Consider the following 22,588-nt stretch of genomic DNA (forward strand, 5'->3'; position numbering starts at 1 on the left):
TGATCGTTCTTTCATGACGGCGGACGCTTTTCGCGATAGTCAACATGATGTTGATTACGAAAGCGTTGTCGGATGGGCGCGACGAAAGTAGCCTTTGTTCCTTGGATTTTCGGCGCGCGCTTTTCCCACTGGAGTCCGCCTCTTGTTTCGAGCCTCGTTCGCATTGTAAATTTCAATCACCTTGTATATACATAGAAAAAGCTATGCTAAATGTCGATTTTGACGTTTAGCATAGCCTAACTTTTTACTTATGAACGAACGATTAATACGTCACATGTCGCACGGCGTACAATCGTTTCTGAAATCGAACCGATAAATAAACGCTCTGTCGCATTTAAACCAGTTGCACCACAAACAATTACATCTGCTTCTTCAAAGCTCGTTAAAATGATTTTCGGTGAGCCTACTTCAACGATAATACGCACATCTTGTACACCTTGTGCTTCCGCTTGTGCTTTCGACTCTTCTAGCTCCTTCGTTATTTCTTCCTTTAATTGCTCAGCGTACTTAAAATCATATGTAGCAACTGATGTTGTCGAGCGATTATCGATAACGCTGACGATTGTTAATGCAGCACCCGTTGCAGTAGCAAGCTTAATAGCACGAGCAAGCGCGACTTTTGATGGCTCAGAAAAATCGACTGCCACAATAATTTGTTTATACATAAAATCATCCTCTCTTTTCTTTAGTATACCAAAAATAAGCAATGAACATGATGAATTCGTAAACAACATTTTCTAATTTTTGTACATATAATGGATGTGTGAAGGAAGTCGTTATGTAATTGCTCGTCACTATAACTTGGGGTTGCTTTTCGTATCGTCAACCCCAGTTTACAGTGAGGAACAAATGTGCTAGCTTTTTTCTTCGTCCTCTAACGCTGCTTTTTGCTCCGCGACGTGAATGATCACCTCACCCATTAAAAGCACGCCAATGCTAATGACAATAAAAATCCACGCAAGCTGCTCAGTATATAATGTAATTAAAATCCCCAATGCACTAACAACGACTGCTCCCATTAAAAACAACCATAGCTCTTCATTTCGTTGCTTTTCCATTGTCTTCTCCCCTTCACACATCTTCATTACTCCCATTATTCCCTATAAAACAAAAAATAAGCGCATAGTAGAAAATTACCTACTTCTGCGCTTATTTATTACATTTTTATGGTTTTAATATTAGCTCATGTGATTGCTCATACGTGCCATCAATGCGCGTTTCAGTATAATCACCGTCTGCCCACGCACTCACTTGATCGGCATACCATTGTGATTTAAAGTGACCGCTTTGACCTGGGCCGTTAATATGGTATGCGCTTGATAAATCATTTAAATCTGCAACGAATCGCCATGCTGCACCGTGGTCAACTAAGCCGTTTGCTGGGTTGCCCGCTGCCATGACCGTCGTACGTGAACCACCAACTGGTACGGACGCCGGATTTAAAAAGCGTGCAAGTAGCTCATTGCTCGCTAACGGATGATCGAATGTGAGTTGATGATAATCGCCCCATTTCCAATCTTCAAACTCTGTCTCTGGATACATCGTTTGTAGACGGTTTAACGCGTCGATAAAGCTGTTATACACAACGACATCGACACCACCAACACTCGTTAACCATGCGCCTTCTTTACCTTCGTAACCTTCACGAATAATGTTATCCATCGCCTGGTACTTCCCTTGCATCATTTTGTACACATCGTCTGGAATGGATTTACGGAATAAATTATCCTTTAAATGTTCAATCATTAAGTTAAATACAAGTGGCTCTGGTGCATCGATCGTTTCGTTGTAATCCCACTCTTTTAATGCTGCTACAATGTCGCTATATTGCTTTTCTTCATCTAACTTTTCAATCGATGTAATGAACTTCGGTAAAAACTCTTTTGCATATAAGTTTACCGTGTCCATTTGCATCGCCTGCATATCTTCCACCGTTAAATCGTCGCGCCCTTCGAGTAATTCAACAATGCGCTCATAGCGATACGGCTGTGCCCACATATCTGTAATATGGTACGGATAGTCGTCTGATACAATTTTATTGTTCGCTGTAGCAATAAAGCCTTCTTCTGGATTTACAACAGTCGGTAGCTCGTCATACGGAATGTAGCCACTCCAGCCATATTCAGATGAATCGCCTGGTACTGGTAACGTGCCATCTCCTTTTAAACGCACTGGAATGTTGCCGTTTGCTTTATACGCAATCGTGCCATCTGTTGAAGCGAACACAAAGTTTTGTGCCGGTGCGTTAAAGTCTTCAAGCGCCGTTTCAAACTCATCCCAAGATTTTGCTTTGTTAAACGCTAAAATTGCTTGTAGCTCTTTTGTTGCTTCAAGTGCTGTCCACTGCATTGAATACACTTCACTTGCTGGACGTTCCTCAAAAATTAAATCTGAAATAATTGGACCGTGCTTCGTCGTCACAACTTCAAACTCCTCGACGTCGCCACCTTTTACGTTAATATTTTCCTCACGTACGTCGGCTTTGTAATACTCGCCGTCATATAAAAACTCATGGATGTTTTCAGGGTTTGTGCGCTCGATATATAAATCTTGCACGCTCGGCCCAACGTTTGTTACACCCCACGCAATGTTGTCATTGTGCCCTAAAATAATGCCTGGAATACCGGCAAAAATAACACCGCTTACGTTTTGCTCTGGTGATTGTAAATGCATTTGATACCAAATGGAAGGTGTACCTAGCCCTAAGTGTGGATCGTCCGCAAGTAGCGGCTTACCTGATGCTGTTTTGTCGCCTGATACGACCCAGTTGTTACTGCCGTTAAACTCGTTCGGTAATACTGCCGCATCAAACCATGAAGCGACTTTCGGTGCGTTCTCGCCTGCTATAACCGTTTTTGCATCTTCTGGGTACGTAATATCAAGCTCGCTATATAGCTCCTCTGATAAGTTGTTTACTGCCCAATGACGGAATGCAAGTAAGTTCCAATGACCACCTAAATCATACGCCATATATTTACCGATCGTTAATGAATCGATTGGTGTCCATTCTTCGGGTTCATAGCCTAATACAGAAAATTCATAGCTCAATTTCCCCTCTGCAATAAAGGCGTTTACCCCTTCAGCGAACCATTGTAGCACTTGCTTTGATTCATCATCATAGCCGTCATACGATGCTTCTGCTGCATGGCGTAAACTGAATGTGCGGAAAAACTTATCCGTATCCACTGCCGCTTCTCCAACAACTTCCGCTAATCGCCCACTTGCTTGACGACGCGATAAATCCATTTGGAATAAACGGTCTTGTGCTTGTATGTAGCCTTGTGCGCGGTATAAATCCGCTTCTGTTTGCGCCGTAATGTGCGGCACACCTGCTTCATCGCGTACGACGCTTACTTCTTGCTCTAGCACATCGACTTGCAATTCGCCTTCTATTTTAGGCTTTGATGCGTTAATGTACCAGTTGAAGCCACCGATTGTCAGTGCGACGATTGCGACAAGTGCCACAACGACCGACAACGCGATTTTCCAACCTTTTTTCATGTATGAATCCTCCTTCAATAACTACTGCATGCCAAAAATACGACTTTCCTCTTATTTATAAGGAAACAAGCCATATTACTTTTTCCAATGTGGCTTATTATACTCACTCGCCTTAAAATTGTAAACCGGCTGAATGTGCTCGATGATGTCGACCGTTTCGTGAATATGTGTCATCGGCTTATATGCCATTGGTGCTTCATCTAACGTCTCTTCTGTCACTGAAGTCGTCCACACATCATGCATCGACTCTGTAATGTAATGATACATATCACCCCATTTTCAAATAATTACTTTTATTATAACAAATGAAACGATATACTACTTCCTAAAATAGAAAAGTAGGTGCATACATATGTATGACGTTTTAATCATCGGCGCTGGCTCAATGGGAAGTGCTGCCAGTTATTTTTTAGCGAAAGAGGGAAAGAACGTATTATGTATCGACGCGTTTGACCCGCCGCATACAGAAGGAAGTCATCACGGCGAAACGCGCATTATTCGCTACGCATATGGCGAAGGAACAGATTATGTGCAGCTAGCGTTGCGTGCTGGTGAGCTTTGGCGCGAGTTAGAGCAGCAAGTTGGCAAGCAGCTATTCATTCAAACCGGCATGCTAAACATCGCAAATGACGGCGCGACGTTTTTACAAAATATCGAAAGAAGCGCAGCGATGCACAATATTGCAATCGAAGCATTATTACCAACAGATGTACATAACCGCTTCGCTGGCATTACGCTACCAAACGACATGACCGCTTTATACGAGGCGGCTTCTGGGGTGCTGCGCGTAGAAGATTGCGTCAGCAGCTATCGTCAAGTTGCCGAGGCAGCTGGTGCAACATTTCGTGTCAATGAACCGGTCGTATCGATTGAAACAGGCACGACGCAGCGAGTAACGACAATTCACGGTACGTATGAAGCAGCCGTCCTGATCGTTTGTGCAGGTGCGCATTCAAAGCAGCTACTCCAAACCGCAAACATTCATGTACCGCTTACACCGACACGTAAAACGTTCGCCTGGTTTGAAGCATCTGATCTATACGATGCATCGCAATTTCCCGCATTTTTACTTGAACGCGACAACTACTGTTACTACGGCTTTCCAAGCATTGACGGAAGCGGCTATAAAGTAGGACGTCACGACGGCGGCCAACCAATCGACGTTACGCAGCCGATGCAGCCATTTAACGACGATGATTTAGTCGAGCTTGAATATTTTATTACGACGTACATGCCACAAGTCGGCGCATTGAAATTTGGAAAAGAATGCAAATATAATATGACCGACGATGAGCATTTCATTATTGATACGCTACCGGACAACGACAACGTCATATTAGCGACTGGCTTTTCTGGTCACGGCTTTAAATTTAGTAGCGCAATCGGCGAGCTGCTTTGTCACTTAGCAACGAAGCAGCCGACTGCATACGATTTATCACGCTTTTCACTTGCGCGTTTTTCACACGAATAAGGAGGGGTTTTATGCGACGTGTCAAAGTATTTTTGCCGATGACGCTCGATCATTATGTCGCAACAGAGCAAGGCAATTTAAATTGGTTAAACAATATCGAAGGTTTTCGTGAAGAGGGCTTTGGCAAAATGTATGACTCGATCGATACGTTAGTTGTGAGCCGCCCGATGCTTGAGTGGCTCGATGCATTGCCGAACATGACATTTCCGTACAAAGCGAAAACGTGCTACGTGTTCTCACGCAGCGAGCAAACAGCACATGACGGCATTACATGGATAAACGAGGACGTCACGACATTTTTACGAACGCTAAAACAGCAAGATGGTCGCGACATTTGGTTGCTCGGTGGGGGGCAATTTTTGCGCACCGTACTTGATGCATGCTTAGTCGATGAAATCATCTTCACGATTGCACCAATTATACTAGGCAGTGGCATTCCCTTTTTCCCCGGTGTGTTAAATACGCAACACTTATCGCTTCAGCACGTCGAGGCGTTTGGGCAGTTTGTCGAAATTCGTTACGCTGTTGTACCGACATAAAAAAAGGTATGCGCTACATGTTGACGTAGCACACACCTTTACTGTTTATACCGTTACTGCTACTGGCTCAATGACGCGCACTAAGTTTGCCATTTCAATTGCTGAAATTGCACAATCGTAGCCTTTGTTGCCTGCTTTCGTACCAGCACGCTCAATTGCTTGCTCGATCGATTCCGTCGTGACGATACCGAAAATAACTGGTACACCTGTTTGTAACGATACTTGTTGAATGCCTTTTGCCGCTTCGTTACATACGTAGTCGTAATGCGTCGTTGCACCGCGGATCACTGTACCAAGACCGATGACCGCATCGTACTTGCCGCTTTCCACTAATTTTTTTGCGATGAATGGCACTTCGTAAGCACCTGGTACCCACGCCACTTCAATGGCATCGTCTTCTACCCCGTGACGACGTAAGCCATCTACTGCACCGTCTAATAATTTAGCGTTAATGAAGTCGTTGAAACGTCCTACGACAATACCGACACGTAATCCTGTACCGATTAAATTTGCTTCAATTGTTTTTACCATTTTGATTTCCCCCTTAGTTATGTACAAGCTGCATATGTGCAACGAGCTGTTCGATTGTTAAAATGATCATGCCGTGCTGTGCCGCAACAATTTCTAGCTGCGGACGACGCGCCATCGTACCGTCTAAATTTAAAATTTCACAAATAACGGCTGCTGGTGCTGAGCCACAAAGCTTTGCTAGCTCAACGCCCGCTTCTGTATGCCCGCGACGTTCTAACACGCCACCACGCTTTGCAAGCAGCGGAAACATATGCCCTGGACGCTTAAATTGCTGCGGCGTCGTTGTCGGGTCGCATAGGCGCTGAATCGTCTCTGCACGCTCAAACGCACTAATGCCCGTCGTCGTCGTTTCAAAGTCTACACTTTCTGTAAACGCTGTGCCGTGCGGGTCTGTATTATGACGAACCATTGGCGCAAGCTGTAGTCGCTCCGCAATTGCCTCATCGATTGGTGCACAAATGAGCCCGCGCCCATGCACTGCCATAAAGTTAATATTTTCAGGTGTTGCATGCTCAGCTAAACAAACGAAATCCCCTTCGTTTTCGCGGTCCTCATCATCTACAACGATAATGATGCGCCCTGCCTTTAAATGCTGTAATGCTACTTCTACCATGTTTGTTCCTCCTCGCGTTTAAAAGCCATGCTGCGTTAAAAAGTCGCGTGAAATGTTCGACGATGCTTGACGCTGTGCTAGAAAGTGCTGCACATATTTGCCAAATAAATCACATTCGATGTTGACGATATCGCCCACTTGCTTTTTACTTAAAATTGTTTCTGCATATGTGTGCGGAATGAGCGATACAGTAACGCTCGTATCCGTTACGTTAAAAATCGTTAAACTAATGCCATCAATGCAAATCGAACCTTTATGAATGCATTGTGCGGCGAGCTCTTTCGGTAGCTGAATATCAACATATACCGCGTTCCCTTTTGGCGTTTTTCGCAGCAATGTGCCGACACCATCGACATGTCCTGATACAATATGTCCACCGAAGCGACCGTTTGCAGCCATTGCGCGCTCTAAATTGACGACGCTACCACGCGAAAGTGATCGCAAGCTCGTTGCGTCAATCGTTTCTGGCATGACGTCTGCTGTGAAGCTTTTTGATGTAAATGTCGTCACCGTTAAACAAACACCGTTTACAGCGATGCTATCCCCGAGCTGCACATCTTCAAGCACTTTGCTCGCTTGAATTGTAAGTGCAATCGCATCAGCTGTCGCTTGAATGCTCATAATTTGACCGATTTCCTCAATAATTCCTGTAAACATAAAATCCTCCTAACCTCATTCAACTACTAGGGTTAAGTGATGGACTTGTGCAATGCGCGTCTATCCGTCCATAAAAAAATCCACTAACGAGTCGTTAGCGGAAGAATGAACGGTACACGAAATAAGCCTTTTTTATCGCTATTTTTCGCCACGACGAAAAATACGAAAAAGCTCGCTTTTGTACGCCTTCTCCCATCCAGACTATACTGTCGGCTTTGGAATTGCACCAAATCATGCGATTGCTCGCTCGTAGGCTTATGAAGTTTCCTTCAATCACTACCGGCTGGGATTTTCACCCTACCCCGAAGACCAACTATTTAATTGCAATAAAAAAGCATCCTGAGCATATCGGGATGCGAAAATTGCGTATACGAAATACAGCTAGTTGCTAGCAATTTTAGGCATGCTAAAAAAGCGCGTACTAACGACTGCGATCCGCCTTCTCTCATCCAGACTGTACTGTCGGCTTTGGAATTGCACCAAATCATGCGATTGCTCGCTCGTAGGCTTATGAAGTTTCCTTCAATCACTACCGGCTGGGACTTTCACCCGACCCCGAAGACACTTGTTTAATTGCTTTAAGCGTAGCAGAACTAAAATTACTCTGTCAACTAAAATTTTCTGATAATACAAAAAATAAAACATAACAGCGGCTTTAACCGTTGCTATGCCTTACTTTACGTACGATCTTTATGCAACCTCTTTTGCAAACGGATCGCCTTTAATTAAACCGATAATAAACACGAACAACGGAATGCCGATGACAAGCCCCCACGCACCGAACAATAACTCACCGACCATGAGCACGATAAACGTATAAAAAATCGGCAGCTTCATCGTAATCGAATACAGCTTCGGATTTAAAAAATACGACTCAATTGCATGGATGACCATAATCATCATGATCATATATACGACGTAAATCGGTCCGCCAATTTGGAACGCAATAATCGATAACGGCACGAGCGAAATGACAACCCCAATGACCGGCATCAGTCCGAGGAAGAAAATCATAATCGCTAAGCCAAGAATGTTCGGAAATCCAAGCAGCAAGAGCCCAACGATTGACAACAACGTATTGATCGACGAAATCATAATTTGAACTTTAATCGCAATGCCAAACGTATTTAAAAAGCTTTGTCCAAAAGCCGCTACTTGATCGTAAATTTTTGCTGTTTCAATCGTGCGCAGTGATGCAGAAAACGACTTAATTTTATCAAGCTCAAACAAAAAGAAAAAGCTTAGCAAAATCGCTACAAATGCTTCTAACAATAACGTACTAATACCCGTCGTTGCAGCGAGCGCCTTCGCACCGATACTTTCTAGCATGCCACCCATATCTAAATTGTTGAGCAAATCATAAATTTGTACCGGCAGCACATTTTCATACGCTTGTAAATTAAACGATGACCCTTGAATGACGATCGTCGAAAATTGCTGCACGGCAACTGGCAAATAGCGGTATCCAACAAACGCGATGACGAAAAGCACAACGCTGTACATGATAATGATAATCGATTTTTTCATATGCCATTTTGACGGCATAATGTGCAACACTTTCGTAAAAATCGTATACGCCAAATATGTAAAAATAAACGTCAATAATAAAAAGTTTAACGCGTTTTTCAAAAAAAATAATAACGCGATTAATAAAATTACCGTTAGCCATTTTAACGATAGTTTATTTTGAATAAATTGCACGCAAAAGCCCCTTTCACTTTCTTCTTAATCATACCATAGTATGTAGTTCTTACGACTGATGAACTTTCGTTTTTTGCACAGCGCATCCACGCTTCATAAACAAAGAGAAAAAGATCATTCAAAACAATGCTGTTTCGGATGATCTAATTCTACAAGCAGCATATTTCATACGTGCTGCTCGTCTATTATTTTACAATAACTGTCCAGCTATATACATCTTCAAGCTTACCGTATTGAATACCTGTTAACGTATCATATAATAGCTGTGCTACTTCACCAATTTCACCATTGTTTATAACATATTCTGTTCCTTCAAACTTCAACTGACCGATCGGCGAAATGACTGCCGCTGTTCCTGTGCCGAACGATTCCTCTAGCGTGCCTTGCTTATGCGCTTCAATAATTTCAGTAATCGAAATGCGACGCTCTTGTACTGGAATGTTATGTTTACGAAGCACTTGTAGCATCGAGTCGCGCGTAATGCCTGGTAAAATACTGCCGTTTAATGCCGGCGTTACGACTGTGCCGTTTATTTTAAAGAAAATGTTCATGCTGCCGACTTCTTCTACGTACTCGTTTTCACGACCGTCTAACCAAAGCGTTTGTGCATAGCCTTCCTTTGCTGCTACTTCTTGTGCCTTTAAGCTGCTTGCATAGTTGCCACCTGTTTTCGCTTCACCTGTGCCACCTGCTACTGCACGTACGTATTGTTTTTCTACTAAAATTTTAACTGGATTAATGCCTTCAGCGTAATATGAACCAACCGGTGACATAATAATAATAAATTGATATTTTTTCGATGGTGATACACCTAAGTAAGGCTCTGTCGCGATAATAAACGGTCGAATATATAACGACGTATTTTCTGCCGTTGGAATCCAATCGCGGTCAAGCTTCACAAGCTGCTTTAATGCTTCAAGCGCTAGCTCCTCATCGATTGTTGGAATACATAATCGGGCATTAGATGCATTTAAACGTGCAAAGTTACGCTCTGGACGAAACAGTGAGACTTCACCATTTACTGTAATATATGCTTTCATTCCTTCAAATACTGTTTGTCCGTAGTGAAACACCATTGCAGATGGATCGAGCAAAATTGGCTGATACGGAACGATGCGTCCATCATGCCACCCTTGTCCTTCTGTATAATCTAAAATAAACATGTGGTCAGTAAAAATTTTCCCGAAGCCTAGCTGATCTGTTGCTGGTTTTTGTTTCGGAATGCGCGTATGCTCGATTTTAAATGTATATGTCATATCATTCGCTCCTATTCAGTATGTAAATTGTACTTTCTCATCATACCACGGAATCAACATTTACAATATTACGAATTTTCGATGTTCCTTCTATATATGTGCGCAAAGCTATGAAATACATTGGCGTGTAACCGATACCATATGTTATTGCTATATATTAATAAGGATATAGCTTCTCGCCTAATATATTGCTTTTTTTAATGCATTGAAAAGAAAAAATAATAATTTTCCACTCCTAGCAACGATCATTACTTTTCGTTCGATATGTCGCTCGTTACGGTTTTGACACGTATTTTACAGCGTGCTATTGTAAAGGTATAAGAACACCACTCGCTTACAACAAGCTGAGTGGTTCTCTATTTTTATACGGATGAAATCTATACATCCCTTCTGCTCACATATGTGAATAGAAGGTTTTTTTATGTTTCCCCTTTCCCGTTAATAGCAAGCTTCAGTTTCTATATAGTGTAGCATTATATAACATTCCTTTTACGTAATCACGCTCGCAAATCGACTTCACGAAACTTCATTTTTCTCATTTCAGCACAGTTATTTCGGCATGTTCGTCCGAAAAAATATGACGTTTCTCGCTTCAATATGTTATCAAAATTATACTAAATTACAAAAAATGAAAAACCACTTTATTTATCTGAAAATTTTATATTGATAAAATAATTAGAATACTTATAATAAAAATTAATTCAATTGTGCGACAAATGAAAGGAATGAAAAACAGATGAAAGATTTTTTCAGTAAACTATTAACCGGCATGAGCCTCGGGATTGTTGTTTGTTTAATCCCAAACGCGCTTGTAGGTGAAATTTTAAAACTCATTATTCCACACGCACCGTGGCTACAGCCCGTGCTCACGACATCGATTATCGTCATGAGCTTACTGCCTGTCATTATGGGGGTCATGATCGGCATTCAATTTAAGCTAACGCCGATTCAAACGACGTCGGTTGGACTTGCTGCATTCATCGGCAGCGGTGTTACGACAGTCGCAGCAGATGGCACGATGACGATTGCCGGCATTGGCGTCGTCATTAACATCGGGGTAACAGCTGCACTCGCTGTATTATTTGTACAATTTTTAGGAAACAAGCTAAAGGAATGGACGCTGCTTGCAATGCCTGCATTAACAATTTTCATTCCGGGTATTATCGGGACAATGACGTTACCGTACGTACAAAATGCATCAGTATGGATCGGTGAAGTCGTTATGTACTTCACGAGCTTACAGCCAATTTTAATGGGCGCGCTTATTGCGATGCTATTTTCTTTACTTATTATTTCACCAATTTCAACAATTGGTATTGCAACGGCCATTGTACTATCAGGTGTCGGTGCAGGCGTAGCGAACCTTGGCGTTTGTGCATCGGGTGTCGGTATGGCTATTGCAAGCTACCGCGCAAACAATTTAGGAACAGCACTTGCACATATCGCTTCAGCAAAAATTCAAATGCGTAACTTCTTTATGAAGCCGGTCATTGCACTACCAATGATTTGTACAGCAGCGATTTTAGGAGCGCTCGGTGGCTACTTCCAAATTGAAGGTACACCGTATTCGGCTGGATTTGGTTTAGCAGGATTTGTCGGCCCGCTAAAATATTTAGATATTGTTGGCTGGCAGTTTGATAGCATTATGCTTGCGGCAACATTATTTATCGCATTACCAGTTATTTTAAACTTACTATTTATCAAACTATTTGAGACGAAATTCCGTTTCTCAAAACCAGAAGATTATAAAGTAACGTACGAATAGAAAAACGAGCGCTCGCGTCTATACGTTGGCGCTCGTTTTCTGTTATTTTTGTGCTTGCTTCTTTTTATAGCGGCGCACGACGAGGAAGCGACTTGTGCCATATACGAGCAGCCACGTCGCAGCGATGCCCCCTAAAATAAAAAATATAGCGACAACACGCGACTCATCCCACGCTGCAAATATTTGATAAATTGCTACTGCCAATAACAACAGCGGCGCAATAATCCATTCAAATAATCGACCTTTCATTTTGCTCACCTCTCCTTCATAATTATACGCGCAATCTTGTTTAAAACGGCGGCATTTTTGGATAATTAACATAATTATTATTTTTCATTGCATATAAGGTTGTTTTTTTGAACTCAGTGTAATAAAATTACTTTCATAACAAATCTTATTGAAATTGTAGGGATTAAGGAGTGAACGGGATGACGCAATCGATTATTGACGTACAAGCATTACATAAAACATATCCATCATCAAATAAAGCAGTTCTTGAAAATGTGTCGTTAACGATTAAGCGCGGTGAAATTGTCGCATTTTTAGGAAAAAGCGGCTGCGGTAAAACGACATTATTAAATATGATTGGCGGATTTGAGCCTGCTTCTAGTGGGGATATTTTACTCGACGGTGAACGCGTGACAAAACCATCGCAAAAAAGCATTATGCTCATGCAAAGCTACGGGCTACTTCCTTGGCGCACTGTATACCACAACGTATTGTTCGCACTAGAAAATAGCACACTTTCAAAGGCCGAAAAGCATACACGCGTATTAAAGGGGCTTGCGCTTGTCGGGTTAAGTGACCGCTTAAATGCGATGCCGTCTGAGCTGTCTGGTGGAATGCAACAGCGTGTTGCGATTGCGCGTGCGCTTGCGATTGAGCCAGAAATCATTTTAATGGATGAGCCGTTCGCTGCGCTTGATACGTTTACACGTTACTTTTTACAAGATGAAATTACAAAAATTAATAAAGAGCAGCATATGACGATTTTGCTCGTAACACACGATATTGATGAAGCGATTTATTTAGCTGACCGCGTCATTATTTTAGCACCGAATCCTGGACGTATTTACAAGGAAGTGACGATTCAGCTACCTCGTGAGCGCGACCGTGCAAGCCGCGACTTCCAGCATTACCGCGAGCTCATTTTTAACGAGTTCCACTTATCACACGAACCACCTGCAATTGAGTACAACATTTAAGGAGCGAATACGATGAAAAAATGGTTATTTCTTTTAATAACAGTGCTGCTGCTTACTGCTTGTACGCATGAGGAAGCGGTAACAGAAGATGGTAAGCCAATCGTCAAAATTGGATACTTACCGACGACGCACGCGGCTCCACTATATTTTATGGAATCGGAAACAGATTATGATATTGAGCTTGTGCGCTTTAGCTCGTGGATCGACTTAATGGACGCATTGAACGCTGGTCGTATTGACGGTGCATCTGTATTAATTGAGCTTGCAATGAAGGCGAAGGAAAAAGGGATTGACATTCAAGCGGTTGCACTCGGCCATGAAGACGGCAATGTCGTAACGGTCGCACCGCATATCGAATCTGTCGATGATTTAATTGGTGAGTCGATCGCCATTCCAAACCGCTATTCGACACATCACGTATACGTACATCAAATGCTTGAGCAAGCTGGCTACTCGATTGATGATGTAAACTTAGTTGAAATGGCGCCTGCTGAAATGCCTTCTTCTTTATCAGAAAATCGCGTAGCAGCGTACGTCGTGGCAGAACCATTTGGCTCAATTGGTGTCTCGCTCGGTGTTGGGAAAGTGTTATTCCAATCACAAGACATTTGGCCAAACTCAATTGACTGCGCACTCGTAATGCGTACCGACTTTTTACAGCGCGACGAGGAAGTAAGCAAGCATTTCGTGTCAAACTATGCAAAGGCTGGCTTATTGGCAGAGCATAAAGATGAACACGCATTAACACAAATTAATTCGTTTTTAAAAATTAAAGATGACGTGTTAGCACAATCGCTACAGTGGATTTCGTACGAGGATTTAACAATTCGTGAAGAGGCTTTTGACATTTTACGTGAAGCGATGGTTGATTTACAGTTGTCGACGAACCCACCGACGTATGAAGATTTTGTTAATAACTCGTATATAAATGAGGTGCAGTAATGAAAAACAAATGGATTTCCGCCTTTATTGGCTTTGCAGCAGTAATCATCATTTGGCAGCTTGTCATCATCATCGGTGACTATCCTGAGGCATTGCTTCCTGGACCGGCAGCTGTATTTGCCAAATGGTGGTCACTCGTTGTCAATGGCACATTATTTGAGCATATCAGCATTAGCTTATACCGCTTCACGCTCGGTTATGTAAGCGCAGCACTACTTGCAATTATATTAGGTTTATTTTTAGGTCGTTTGCCGAAAGTTTGGGCCATTATTGACCCTGTCGTGCAAGTGATTCGACCAGTATCACCAATCGCATGGTCGCCATTTATCGTATTATGGTTTGGCATTGGTAATATGCCTGCGATCGTCATTATTTTCATCGCGGCATTTTTCCCAGTACTTCTTGCGACGGTCGCTGCTGTAAACCGCATTGAGCCGACGTATTTAAAAGTTGCAGCAAACTTTGAGCTATCGCAAAAAGATTTAATGTGGAAAATTATTTTACCAGCTGCATTTCCTGCAATCGGCTCGGGGCTACATATGGCAATCGGCTCAGCGTGGATTTTCTTAGTTGCTGGTGAAATGATCGGGGCGCAATCTGGTCTTGGTTATTTAATCGTTGATGCACGTAATGCACTTGATTTAGATACAGTGCTTGCAGCGATTGTGACAATCGGTGTCATTGGCTTAGCGCTTGACCATTTACTGCGCTTTGTCGAAGCTGGTGTGAAACGTATGTGGACAGGTAAAATGATGTAAAAAAAGGAGCGTCGATGTGTCATACATCACGCTCCTTTTTTTATTGCTCGATGCGCGCTGGGCGAATAATAAGCTCCTCGGTAATCGCCTTCGTGTCCTTCGTGCGGTACACGACCTCGACCGCTTCCTCCGTATGTGCATCGACGACTTCTTTATAGCACGGGTTTAAATGTGCACTTCCCCAAATCGCTAATGCGTTAAATACGTGTTCTAGCTCTTTACCAGCGTTTGTTAATGCGTACGAGTAGCGTGGTGGGTGTGCAGAATAAAGTGTAGACGTCACGAGCCCCGCTTCCTCCATCGCCTTTAAACGCGCTGACAACACGTTGCTAGAAAGCCCTAATAAATTGTGTTTAATTTCATTGAAGTTTTCAGTGCCCACTAGTAGCTCGTGTAAAATGAGCATCGTCCAACGATCACCGATAACATTTAACGTTTGTGCGATGTTGCATTGTAAATCATAACGCGTCATACAAGCGCCCCCTCGACTATTTTGTCACTTACATTGTACAAAGTTTTAATTTTTCGCACAACTTAGTTGATTTTCTTAACTAAGTATAATAAAATAACTCATGTAGTCAATAAAAAGAAATCAGAGGTGTTTACTATGTCATTATTTTTAATCGAATCATCAATCCAAAACGTAGAAACAAAAGAGCAATTCAACGCATTAATCGAGCGCGTAGCAGAAAATGCACAAGTAATCGAAGTTCAAGTAGCAAAAGGATTTGCTCGTGCTTACTTCATCGTTGAAGCAGCAGACGAAGCAGCTGCAAAATCAGCTTTCGAAGCACAAGAAATTACTGTAGATTTAGCTAAAGAAGTTCGCTTAATCGGTAAAGAGTTAGACGAAGTAAAAGCTGGCGCTGGCGAAAAAGTTAACTACTTAGTAGAGTGGGAAATTCCTGCTGAAATTACAATGGACAAATATTTAGAGCGTAAAAAGAAAAACTCTGTAAAATATGAAGAAGTGCCAGATGTAAAATTCTCTCGTACGTACGTATGTGAAGATATGACAAAATGCTTATGCTTCTATGATGCTCCAGACGAAGCTGCCGTAAAACGCGCTCGTGAAGCAGTAGAAACACCAATTTCATCTTTATCTGAGTTAGAATAGTTCATTCGCTTGCAATCGGCTGTGCTTGTTTGCGGCTCGCTTTCCTCGGGCGTAGCTTGATCCTCTATCGGGTCTCGTGTTTCCCCAAGGAGTCTCGCCGCACATGGCACAGCCCTTTTTTCGATTTATCATGTTATAATGCTTACGGAAGCAACTGATTACATATATTGTTTTATATTTTTAGGAGGTTTTTCAAATGGTTCATGCGCAACTTGCAGTAGAGGACATTATTCAACAACATTTAGCACCGCTTGTGAAAAAAATCGATGAGGATGCACTATATGCTGAGAGCTATTTACTTGAGCTTGGCAAAAATGGCTACTTCCGCTCAAGCGGCAAAGATCGTGCAACACTTTTACAAGACGAGGCAAACCTTGTCGAACAAACAGCAGCTGTATGTATGACAACTGCATTTTGCTTATGGTGCCATTTAGCCGCCTTAACATACATTCGCAATACGGACAATGAAGCATTGCGCAACACGTACTTACCAGCGCTAGAAAACGGCGAGCTACTCGGTGCTACTGGTTTATCAAATCCGATGAAGTTTTATAGCGGCTTAGAGAAGCTGCATTTAAATGCAGAGCGCGTTGAAGGTGGCTACATCGTAAATGGCGTACTCGGCGCTGTCTCAAACATTGCTGAGGATCATGTGTTCGGAGGTATCGCACAGCTACCGAACGACACGGAAGTTATGTTTTTAGTCGATTTACGCAAGCATAGCGTACCACTAAAGGAAAAGGCAAACTTCATCGGCATTAACGGTAGTGCGACGTATAGCTGCCGCTTCGATGACGTCTTCATTGCAGATGAGTTCGTCATTGCACATGAAGCGAAACACTTCGTCGGCACAATTCGCCCAGCATTCGTCATTTATCAAATTCCACTTGGTCTAGGTGTCATTGATGCAGCGATTACGACGATTGATAAAGTGAAGGCAAAGCAAAACGGCTGTAATGAATATTTACAAACGCAAAGCTGTGACCTCCAACAAAAGCGTAATGCGTTAAAAGCACGCGTCACTGAGCTAACACACGGTGCACCGCTTGTTGATATTTGCCAAGCGCGACTAGATGCGGTACATGCGACCCTCGAGGCAACACAAGCGAGCATGCTGCATACAGGCGCTGCTGGCTACGTCGCAGGAAGTAAGCCGTCTCGTTTATTGCGTGAGTCGTACTTCTTCGCAAGCTTAACGCCAACTGTTCGTCATTTAGAGAAGCTTATTCAAACACAATAAATAAAAGAGGTGTCTGCGACAATCGCGACACCTCTTTTTTTGCATGTTTTTGCATATTGGAAGCCACCTATGTATTTATACGTGATAAATTAAAATTTTTCCCGAGCCGTTAATTAAACGATGCGTCTTGTCCGTTACACCTTTTTCTTCGATGCGTGCTTTGCCTTGCTCTTTTGCCTCTTCATCACTTGTAAACTCCCACACTTCGTTAAACAATGTTTCTCCCGTATTTTCAAAGGCAGTAAAACGGTATTTTGTTTTTTCCATATGAATCCCCCTTAATTCAGTCGTTACTTTTAATTGTACGCATTTTTTCACAAAAGCGCTAAACATAACTATATGTAAATGAGAAAAATTCAGAAAAAAAGACATTGTCGTGAACAATTCTTCAAAATTTTCGTCTTTATACGTTTACACAAAAAAATCGCAAACATGCATGTCTTACTATGCGTGCTTGCGATTTTCTTTATTTCTTCTCGTCTTTTTGTTGTTCTAATAAAAACGTATAGCCTTGTGCATGTAATGCTTCAATTAAATGCTTCGACATCTTAATGTTGGCAGTTTGCAAATAGCCGACTTTATGACCAATCATCGTTGAATATAACGTTGGATCATACTTTAAGCCGAGCGTTTTATAAATGCCAATTGTGTTTAATAAGTCTTCTAGCGTTAAACTTTCGTAATCGAGCCCGCTAAACGTGTAATCGCCGTTAATTTGATACCAAAAGTCGCTATTATCTTTACGAATCCATTTCTCTGCTGTATCCTCAATCGCTTGCTTGATCGCAATCGCTGTATTCATATATTGCTGATTCGGCTGGCGATTGTACGCTTGCAGCAAGAAGTTCATCTCACCGAGCGCGTGATTTAACGAAACGTGCGTCTTTTTCGTTAACGTCTTACCGTAATAGTCTAAAATAAAATAGCCATTTTTCGTCACTAAAACGTTGCCAATTTTCGCTTGATTTGCTAAATAATCCGCATACTCAAAGTACATATTTTGAAGCGCTGGGTCGTGCAAATAATCGCCGACCTCCGTTAAAAATAACGATACGTTCTCGTTATGACGCGTGTCCGTATACGGTGCTTGAATGCCATATTCACGCTTGAGCCACATACTCGTATATTCCGTTTGCCATAGCTCGCCTTCTACTTTACGATCTAACAAGTAATTTACAGAGTTAATGACCATTGCGTAATGGAAACGAGAATCTTCATTTTGCAGCGCCTCTAGCGACATTTTGCTACGTTGGTGTAATAGGTTGCGCCCGTAGCCATGCTCTGTGCCTGGTTGAATTGACCAAGGAAGCTTCGTATATGCTCCGCTTGCATTTAACCAAAAGTGCGAGCGAATGTTGAACTTCTCCATATGATCGCGGTATGTCGTCATCGCTTCATCATCGTGAAATAACGACGTCGCGCTAACGATGAACCAGTTTTCAGATAGCTCGCCGTATTTACCGTTGAGTGGCATCGATAAATACGCTTCACCGTCTTTATTTTTCACTTTGACGTTGCGCACTTCCTCGACTAGCTCGCGCACTTTACTTTCATCGCCGTTGTCATATTTGCGAACGAGCTCATGCGACACGTAATTTTGCGAGGCAATTAGCTCATACGGCTGCCCTGTGAAGCGGAACATGCCTGCTAAGCTCGTTAATTTGTTAATGCCAAAAATCGGGTCATGCTCGCGTTTTACCTTTTGTTCATCAAAGCGTACAGCTTCGATGCCTTCACTTTTTGTCACAATTTCAAGTGGAATTGTAACGATTGATTTCGTCGCACCTTTGAACGTTGTAAAGACGATTTGCTCGCCACGGTCTACGTGACGCACCGTTGCCATTAATGTGCCGACATACACGTCCTTATTTTGCACACGGTACGTTAAAATCGTATCTTGTACGCGGTATTTTTTCACCTTTTCTTGCTGCTGCAACGTATATGTATAATTGCCTCCAACGCGCACGTGCAACCGCTCTCCTAGTGAAAATAATACGTTGCCTTGTTTGTTTGGCTGAACGGTTAATGCCGTTTTCAATGACTCCTCATACGCTTGTTCTTCCTGTAGCATTTCTGCATACGTACGATCGGCATGGTTTTTCGTCATAAAAGCGAGCGAAATTAAAACGATCATTACCGCAATAAAGCCGAGTAACTGTTTCCTTTCCATGTAACTTCTCCTTTATGCAAAAGCGCTTCTCTACGCTTAACACTACGTATATATGTAGTAAAAGCCATTTTCTATTGTAACATATCTTTGCTACATCGTTCGTTTTTTGTCATTTTCGACGAATCGAATTGCAAAATTTGTAGCTGTTTGCACATAACGTACTTGCTCTGTGTCATTTACGAGCAGTTCATCGATGACGATGCGCCCGTCTAATTTTGCCGGCACTTCAATCGCATACGGTGCTTGCGCGTTTAATTGCTCCGTTACGTCATCGTTACCGACAAACTCTACAGCGACGTTTACGAGCTCATCACTGTAGTTTTGCACCGGTAGCTCACAATAAAGCTGTAACTGCTGTTCATTCAACGCGGTTAGCTGACATGCCGCTTCCTCCTGCTCGTAGCTTAGCGCATACATACCTTTTGCAAAATACGCCTGATACATCGGAATGGCGACGCTCGGCAACACTAAGTACACGACGATTGGTATGATGACCGCAGCCGATTTTAGCTGCGTCACGCATTTCGTAAAGCATACGATACTCGCTATTAAACATAATATGCTAAAAATGCCTTCCATATATAAACCATCTGTCGTTTTTAACGGTACAGTTAACGCCGTGACGCTTGCATACGTATTCATGTTGTTTGGATATGGCAGTGACAGCATAAATGAGGCGACATACAGCGCAATACCGGCATATAAAAATCCTCGCTTCAGCATGTTTCCTCCTCCTTTTCATACGGTCTTTATTTCGTTAAGATTGTAACGTTTCCGTCGTGTAAACGATACGCCGCAAAATCATGCGCAATATATGTTTGTGCAAACACGCTCGCGGCTTGCTGCTGCAGCTTCGTCACCTGCTCACCGACGAAGCGGGCGCTAATATGCGTTAAGATTAAATGCTTAGCACCTGCTTCTTGTGCTACGCGTGCCGCTTCGATATTCGTTGCATGCCCGTACTGTGCGGCTAAATGGGTCGTCTCTGCATCAAACGTCGCCTCATGCACGACAAGATCTGCGTGCTGTGCAAGCAAAATGGCCGCCTTACAATATTTCGTATCGCCTAAAATTGTCAACGTCGCACCGTCTTTTGGCGGCAATACGACGTCTGCTGAGCGCACGACTTGTCCGTTCGGTAACGTCACATCCTCACCGCGCTTTAGCTGACCGAGCAGTGGGCCTTTCGGTATGCCGAGTGCACGAGCCTTCTCAACTTGTAGCGCACCTGCAATCGGCTTTTGCTCAATGCGGTAGCCTAAGCACGGAATAACGTGAGAAAGCCACGCTGCACGCACTGTAAATTGCTCATCGTCAAACACGATTCCTTCGTCTACTTCCTCAATGTGCAATGGATACGTTAAATGTGTGCCTGACAGTCGAATCGTCGTCTCCACCCATTCGCGAATACCGGCTGGGCCATAAATTGTGAGCGGCTCTGTACCACCTAAAAAGCTGCGCGAGCCGAGCAAGCCTGGCAAGCCGAAAATATGGTCGCCGTGTAAATGCGTAATAAAAATTTTATCGATTTTACGCGGCTTAATTGGCGTATGCAAAATGCGGTGCTGCGTCGCCTCGCCGCAATCAAACAACCACATCGTTCCGCGCTCCTCTAGCATATTTAACACAATCGCTGTCGTGTTGCGCTCCTTCGACGGCATGCCTGCACCTGTTCCTAAAAATTGTAGCTCCATCATCGTATCTCCTTCAACATCGCTATTGTGCGTCCGCATCCTCATATACGTAAAACAGCGTGCCATCATATGCATCAATGCGCTCCATCGCCCCACCAGTTGGCGAGTTCGGATACGTAATGAAGTACGCTAACTCGTATACATTGTCTTCAATGCTCGTACGCATAAATGATAATTTGATTGCCGTCGCCGTCGCCGCAAGCTCGTTTGCTCGCTCTAGTGAAATCGCCGGCTGTAGTAGCGAAGTTAGCTTGTCGTACGGAATGTCGTATTTCACTACTTCGACGGCAAGCCCTGTACTGCAATGCATTGAAATTTCGATCGGCTTGTCGTGTATATATACGTCACCTACCTTATATAAAAAGCGGTACATTTTTTCCGACGGTCGCTCCATTTGCGCATAAAATGGTGACGCTGCGAGCATTTCCTCTAGCCCGTGCGTTTCCTCTAGCTCATAATGCGCTGCTTCGTTGCCAACGAGCGCGTGGACAATTTGCTCTGCGCGCGCACGTAACACGTCATCAGGTAAATGAATGCCATCATCTTGTAGCTCAACTAATTCATATTGTGATGCTACCTCTAGCTCATGCGTGTCGTCCGTTACATTGTCAAAAGTCGATAAATCAAGCTTGTATTCTGCGTCCTCATTGCGTTGTGCAACGTAATAATGCTGCACCCCTTCAATCGATTTGTCCTGCTGAACGAAAATGTTTTGACCGATGCTGTTTAACATCGACTGCTCAAGCGTCTCACTAGTCGGACCCGTCGTCATCGGCGTATACGCAATCGTTAAACCTCCGTCATCTTGTATGCGGTATACATCACCATTTACGTGTAGCCCTAAAATGTCGTGATCACGCACATACATATAGCACCACTGCTCCGTATCAATCGCTAGCTGCATGAGCGGCAATACGTGTAGCTTGTCGTTTGCTTGTTGCTGTGAAATGATATTTTCGGCATATTGTACTGTGTATGACTCGCGGAAAAATGACGCCTCTAGCAGTTGTCCGTCACCTGTTAACGAAATATGCGCACCGGTGTTTGGTAATGTTAGCTTATAACGATCGTCCGTTTCCTCAAAAATGACTAAATAGTGCGCATCGTACGAAATGAGTGCATCGAGCTGTAGCGATCGTTTGTCAAACGCACTCACAATTTGCTGCGCTCGGCTCATCGCCTCCTCAGCCGCTATCATGTCATATGCTCGTTCATCTATAAAAAACTGCACACGTCGCAGCGTTCCCGTCTCATCTACTTCATATTCTCCGATCACGTGCTGCGCCTCGTCGTACAATTCAAAATATCGCTCCGATACTTCGTGCTGCATATGAATCGTTTGCTGAATAAATCGCTGTAGTTGTGTAATCATATAGGTTCTCCTTTTGATCGTGCTTTTTGTATCAGTGTAGCAGTTTTTGACGCAAA

The 22,588-nt window shown here is 43.1% G+C and carries 22 protein-coding genes, 2 pseudogenes and 2 riboswitches; of the genes and pseudogenes, 8 read left to right on the top strand and 16 right to left on the bottom strand.

Annotated features, from left to right (window positions below):
- Positions 1-248 precede the first annotated feature (248 nt).
- The 4 genes and pseudogenes from A6K76_RS10030 to A6K76_RS10045 all read right to left on the bottom strand — a co-directional run.
- Positions 249-665, bottom strand: a complete 417-nt coding sequence (locus tag A6K76_RS10030) for a universal stress protein (RefSeq protein ID WP_066464660.1) — start codon at positions 663-665, stop codon at positions 249-251.
- 189 nt (positions 666-854) lie between these two features.
- Positions 855-1,058, bottom strand: a complete 204-nt coding sequence (locus A6K76_RS10035) for a hypothetical protein (protein WP_066464662.1) — start codon at positions 1,056-1,058, stop codon at positions 855-857.
- A 106-nt stretch (positions 1,059-1,164) separates the two neighbouring features.
- The gene (locus A6K76_RS10040; protein ID WP_066464664.1) at positions 1,165-3,501 is read right to left on the bottom strand and encodes a penicillin acylase family protein; all 2,337 of its coding nucleotides are present in this window, start codon (positions 3,499-3,501) and stop codon (positions 1,165-1,167) included.
- Between the two features lie 75 nt (positions 3,502-3,576).
- A pseudogene (locus A6K76_RS10045) lies at positions 3,577-3,747 on the bottom strand (RNA-splicing ligase RtcB); the annotation flags it as partial.
- Positions 3,748-3,853: 106 nt separating this feature from the next.
- Here A6K76_RS10045 and solA point away from each other — a divergent pair.
- Positions 3,854-4,972 (top strand): N-methyl-L-tryptophan oxidase, encoded by a 1,119-nt coding sequence (gene solA / locus A6K76_RS10050; protein WP_066464669.1) that lies wholly within the window; start codon positions 3,854-3,856, stop codon positions 4,970-4,972.
- An 11-nt stretch (positions 4,973-4,983) separates the two neighbouring features.
- Positions 4,984-5,511 (top strand): dihydrofolate reductase family protein, encoded by a 528-nt coding sequence (locus A6K76_RS10055; protein ID WP_066464671.1) that lies wholly within the window; start codon positions 4,984-4,986, stop codon positions 5,509-5,511.
- Between the two features lie 45 nt (positions 5,512-5,556).
- Here A6K76_RS10055 and ribH read toward each other — a convergent pair whose 3' ends face one another.
- The 5 genes and pseudogenes from ribH to A6K76_RS10080 all read right to left on the bottom strand — a co-directional run bounded on the left by ribH (position 5,557) and on the right by A6K76_RS10080 (position 10,269).
- Entirely contained in the window at positions 5,557-6,042 is a 486-nt protein-coding gene (ribH, locus tag A6K76_RS10060) for a 6,7-dimethyl-8-ribityllumazine synthase (RefSeq protein ID WP_066464672.1), read from the bottom strand.
- A gap of 34 nt (positions 6,043-6,076) precedes the next feature.
- Positions 6,077-6,655, bottom strand: a pseudogene (ribB, locus tag A6K76_RS10065) (3,4-dihydroxy-2-butanone-4-phosphate synthase); the annotation flags it as partial.
- Positions 6,656-6,673: 18 nt separating this feature from the next.
- The gene (gene ribE, locus A6K76_RS10070) at positions 6,674-7,312 is read right to left on the bottom strand and encodes a riboflavin synthase (protein ID WP_066464676.1); all 639 of its coding nucleotides are present in this window, start codon (positions 7,310-7,312) and stop codon (positions 6,674-6,676) included.
- A gap of 180 nt (positions 7,313-7,492) precedes the next feature.
- Positions 7,493-7,626, bottom strand: a riboswitch (FMN riboswitch).
- Positions 7,627-7,745: 119 nt separating this feature from the next.
- Positions 7,746-7,879: riboswitch (FMN riboswitch) on the bottom strand.
- Positions 7,880-8,002: 123 nt separating this feature from the next.
- The gene (locus A6K76_RS10075) at positions 8,003-9,013 is read right to left on the bottom strand and encodes an AI-2E family transporter (RefSeq protein ID WP_066464678.1); all 1,011 of its coding nucleotides are present in this window, start codon (positions 9,011-9,013) and stop codon (positions 8,003-8,005) included.
- Positions 9,014-9,198: 185 nt separating this feature from the next.
- Entirely contained in the window at positions 9,199-10,269 is a 1,071-nt protein-coding gene (locus A6K76_RS10080) for a branched-chain amino acid aminotransferase (RefSeq protein WP_066464684.1), read from the bottom strand.
- Between the two features lie 736 nt (positions 10,270-11,005).
- Between A6K76_RS10080 and A6K76_RS10085 the strand changes: the two genes are divergently transcribed.
- The gene (locus tag A6K76_RS10085; RefSeq protein ID WP_066464685.1) at positions 11,006-12,034 is read left to right on the top strand and encodes a PTS sugar transporter subunit IIC; all 1,029 of its coding nucleotides are present in this window, start codon (positions 11,006-11,008) and stop codon (positions 12,032-12,034) included.
- A gap of 42 nt (positions 12,035-12,076) precedes the next feature.
- Here A6K76_RS10085 and A6K76_RS10090 read toward each other — a convergent pair whose 3' ends face one another.
- Complete coding sequence (locus tag A6K76_RS10090; protein WP_066464690.1) at positions 12,077-12,283, bottom strand: hypothetical protein; 207 nt, start codon at positions 12,281-12,283, stop codon at positions 12,077-12,079.
- A gap of 179 nt (positions 12,284-12,462) precedes the next feature.
- Between A6K76_RS10090 and A6K76_RS10095 the strand changes: the two genes are divergently transcribed.
- From A6K76_RS10095 to A6K76_RS10105, 3 genes are read left to right on the top strand one after another with little or no spacing between them, the layout of a single operon-like run.
- A complete protein-coding gene (locus tag A6K76_RS10095; protein ID WP_066464692.1) occupies positions 12,463-13,239 on the top strand; it encodes an ABC transporter ATP-binding protein in 777 nt (258 codons plus the stop codon).
- Between the two features lie 12 nt (positions 13,240-13,251).
- Positions 13,252-14,181: an ABC transporter substrate-binding protein gene (locus A6K76_RS10100; protein WP_066464694.1), complete on the top strand. Its 930-nt coding sequence runs from the start codon at positions 13,252-13,254 to the stop codon at positions 14,179-14,181.
- Positions 14,181-14,939 (top strand): ABC transporter permease, encoded by a 759-nt coding sequence (locus A6K76_RS10105; protein WP_066464695.1) that lies wholly within the window; start codon positions 14,181-14,183, stop codon positions 14,937-14,939. Before A6K76_RS10100 ends, A6K76_RS10105 begins: the two co-directional genes overlap by 1 nt.
- Before the next feature lie 40 nt (positions 14,940-14,979).
- On the opposite strand, the gene A6K76_RS10110 is transcribed toward A6K76_RS10105, so the two are convergent.
- Positions 14,980-15,411 carry a winged helix-turn-helix transcriptional regulator gene (locus A6K76_RS10110; RefSeq protein ID WP_066464696.1) on the bottom strand — a complete coding sequence of 144 codons (432 nt, stop codon included), beginning with the start codon at positions 15,409-15,411 and terminating at the stop codon, positions 14,980-14,982.
- 135 nt (positions 15,412-15,546) lie between these two features.
- Between A6K76_RS10110 and A6K76_RS10115 the strand changes: the two genes are divergently transcribed.
- Together A6K76_RS10115 and A6K76_RS10120 are read left to right on the top strand one after the other, a co-directional pair.
- On the top strand, positions 15,547-16,056 hold the full coding sequence (locus A6K76_RS10115) for a DUF4242 domain-containing protein (RefSeq protein ID WP_066464697.1): 510 nt from the start codon (positions 15,547-15,549) through the stop codon (positions 16,054-16,056).
- A 196-nt stretch (positions 16,057-16,252) separates the two neighbouring features.
- Positions 16,253-17,296 (top strand): acyl-CoA dehydrogenase family protein, encoded by a 1,044-nt coding sequence (locus A6K76_RS10120; protein WP_066464698.1) that lies wholly within the window; start codon positions 16,253-16,255, stop codon positions 17,294-17,296.
- A 75-nt stretch (positions 17,297-17,371) separates the two neighbouring features.
- Here the strand turns inward: A6K76_RS10120 and A6K76_RS10125 are convergent, their stop codons facing one another.
- The 5 genes from A6K76_RS10125 to A6K76_RS10145 form a co-directional block, all read right to left on the bottom strand.
- Complete coding sequence (locus A6K76_RS10125) at positions 17,372-17,563, bottom strand: YhzD family protein (protein WP_066464700.1); 192 nt, start codon at positions 17,561-17,563, stop codon at positions 17,372-17,374.
- Between the two features lie 199 nt (positions 17,564-17,762).
- Positions 17,763-19,466: a hypothetical protein gene (locus tag A6K76_RS10130; protein WP_066464701.1), complete on the bottom strand. Its 1,704-nt coding sequence runs from the start codon at positions 19,464-19,466 to the stop codon at positions 17,763-17,765.
- Between the two features lie 90 nt (positions 19,467-19,556).
- Complete coding sequence (locus A6K76_RS10135; protein ID WP_066464702.1) at positions 19,557-20,189, bottom strand: hypothetical protein; 633 nt, start codon at positions 20,187-20,189, stop codon at positions 19,557-19,559.
- 26 nt (positions 20,190-20,215) lie between these two features.
- Positions 20,216-21,160 (bottom strand): ribonuclease Z, encoded by a 945-nt coding sequence (rnz, locus tag A6K76_RS10140; RefSeq protein ID WP_066464703.1) that lies wholly within the window; start codon positions 21,158-21,160, stop codon positions 20,216-20,218.
- Positions 21,161-21,182: 22 nt separating this feature from the next.
- Entirely contained in the window at positions 21,183-22,532 is a 1,350-nt protein-coding gene (locus A6K76_RS10145) for a hypothetical protein (protein ID WP_066464704.1), read from the bottom strand.
- Positions 22,533-22,588: the final 56 nt, after the last annotated feature.

The sequence above is a fragment of the Caryophanon latum genome (assembly GCF_001700325.1).
Taxonomy (GTDB): domain Bacteria; phylum Bacillota; class Bacilli; order Bacillales_A; family Planococcaceae; genus Caryophanon; species Caryophanon latum.

Coding starts and splice junctions, on each gene's coding strand:
- A6K76_RS10030 (WP_066464660.1), bottom strand. CDS start 665: ATGTATAAACAAATTATTGTGGCAGTCGATTTTTCTGAGCCATCAAAA.
- A6K76_RS10035 (WP_066464662.1), bottom strand. CDS start 1,058: ATGGAAAAGCAACGAAATGAAGAGCTATGGTTGTTTTTAATGGGAGCA.
- A6K76_RS10040 (WP_066464664.1), bottom strand. CDS start 3,501: ATGAAAAAAGGTTGGAAAATCGCGTTGTCGGTCGTTGTGGCACTTGTC.
- solA (WP_066464669.1), top strand. CDS start 3,854: ATGTATGACGTTTTAATCATCGGCGCTGGCTCAATGGGAAGTGCTGCC.
- A6K76_RS10055 (WP_066464671.1), top strand. CDS start 4,984: ATGCGACGTGTCAAAGTATTTTTGCCGATGACGCTCGATCATTATGTC.
- ribH (WP_066464672.1), bottom strand. CDS start 6,042: ATGGTAAAAACAATTGAAGCAAATTTAATCGGTACAGGATTACGTGTC.
- ribE (WP_066464676.1), bottom strand. CDS start 7,312: ATGTTTACAGGAATTATTGAGGAAATCGGTCAAATTATGAGCATTCAA.
- A6K76_RS10080 (WP_066464684.1), bottom strand. CDS start 10,269: ATGACATATACATTTAAAATCGAGCATACGCGCATTCCGAAACAAAAA.
- A6K76_RS10085 (WP_066464685.1), top strand. CDS start 11,006: ATGAAAGATTTTTTCAGTAAACTATTAACCGGCATGAGCCTCGGGATT.
- A6K76_RS10090 (WP_066464690.1), bottom strand. CDS start 12,283: ATGAAAGGTCGATTATTTGAATGGATTATTGCGCCGCTGTTGTTATTG.
- A6K76_RS10095 (WP_066464692.1), top strand. CDS start 12,463: ATGACGCAATCGATTATTGACGTACAAGCATTACATAAAACATATCCA.
- A6K76_RS10100 (WP_066464694.1), top strand. CDS start 13,252: ATGAAAAAATGGTTATTTCTTTTAATAACAGTGCTGCTGCTTACTGCT.
- A6K76_RS10105 (WP_066464695.1), top strand. CDS start 14,181: ATGAAAAACAAATGGATTTCCGCCTTTATTGGCTTTGCAGCAGTAATC.
- A6K76_RS10110 (WP_066464696.1), bottom strand. CDS start 15,411: ATGACGCGTTATGATTTACAATGCAACATCGCACAAACGTTAAATGTT.
- A6K76_RS10115 (WP_066464697.1), top strand. CDS start 15,547: ATGTCATTATTTTTAATCGAATCATCAATCCAAAACGTAGAAACAAAA.
- A6K76_RS10120 (WP_066464698.1), top strand. CDS start 16,253: ATGGTTCATGCGCAACTTGCAGTAGAGGACATTATTCAACAACATTTA.
- A6K76_RS10125 (WP_066464700.1), bottom strand. CDS start 17,563: ATGGAAAAAACAAAATACCGTTTTACTGCCTTTGAAAATACGGGAGAA.
- A6K76_RS10130 (WP_066464701.1), bottom strand. CDS start 19,466: ATGGAAAGGAAACAGTTACTCGGCTTTATTGCGGTAATGATCGTTTTA.
- A6K76_RS10135 (WP_066464702.1), bottom strand. CDS start 20,189: ATGCTGAAGCGAGGATTTTTATATGCCGGTATTGCGCTGTATGTCGCC.
- rnz (WP_066464703.1), bottom strand. CDS start 21,160: ATGGAGCTACAATTTTTAGGAACAGGTGCAGGCATGCCGTCGAAGGAG.
- A6K76_RS10145 (WP_066464704.1), bottom strand. CDS start 22,532: ATGATTACACAACTACAGCGATTTATTCAGCAAACGATTCATATGCAG.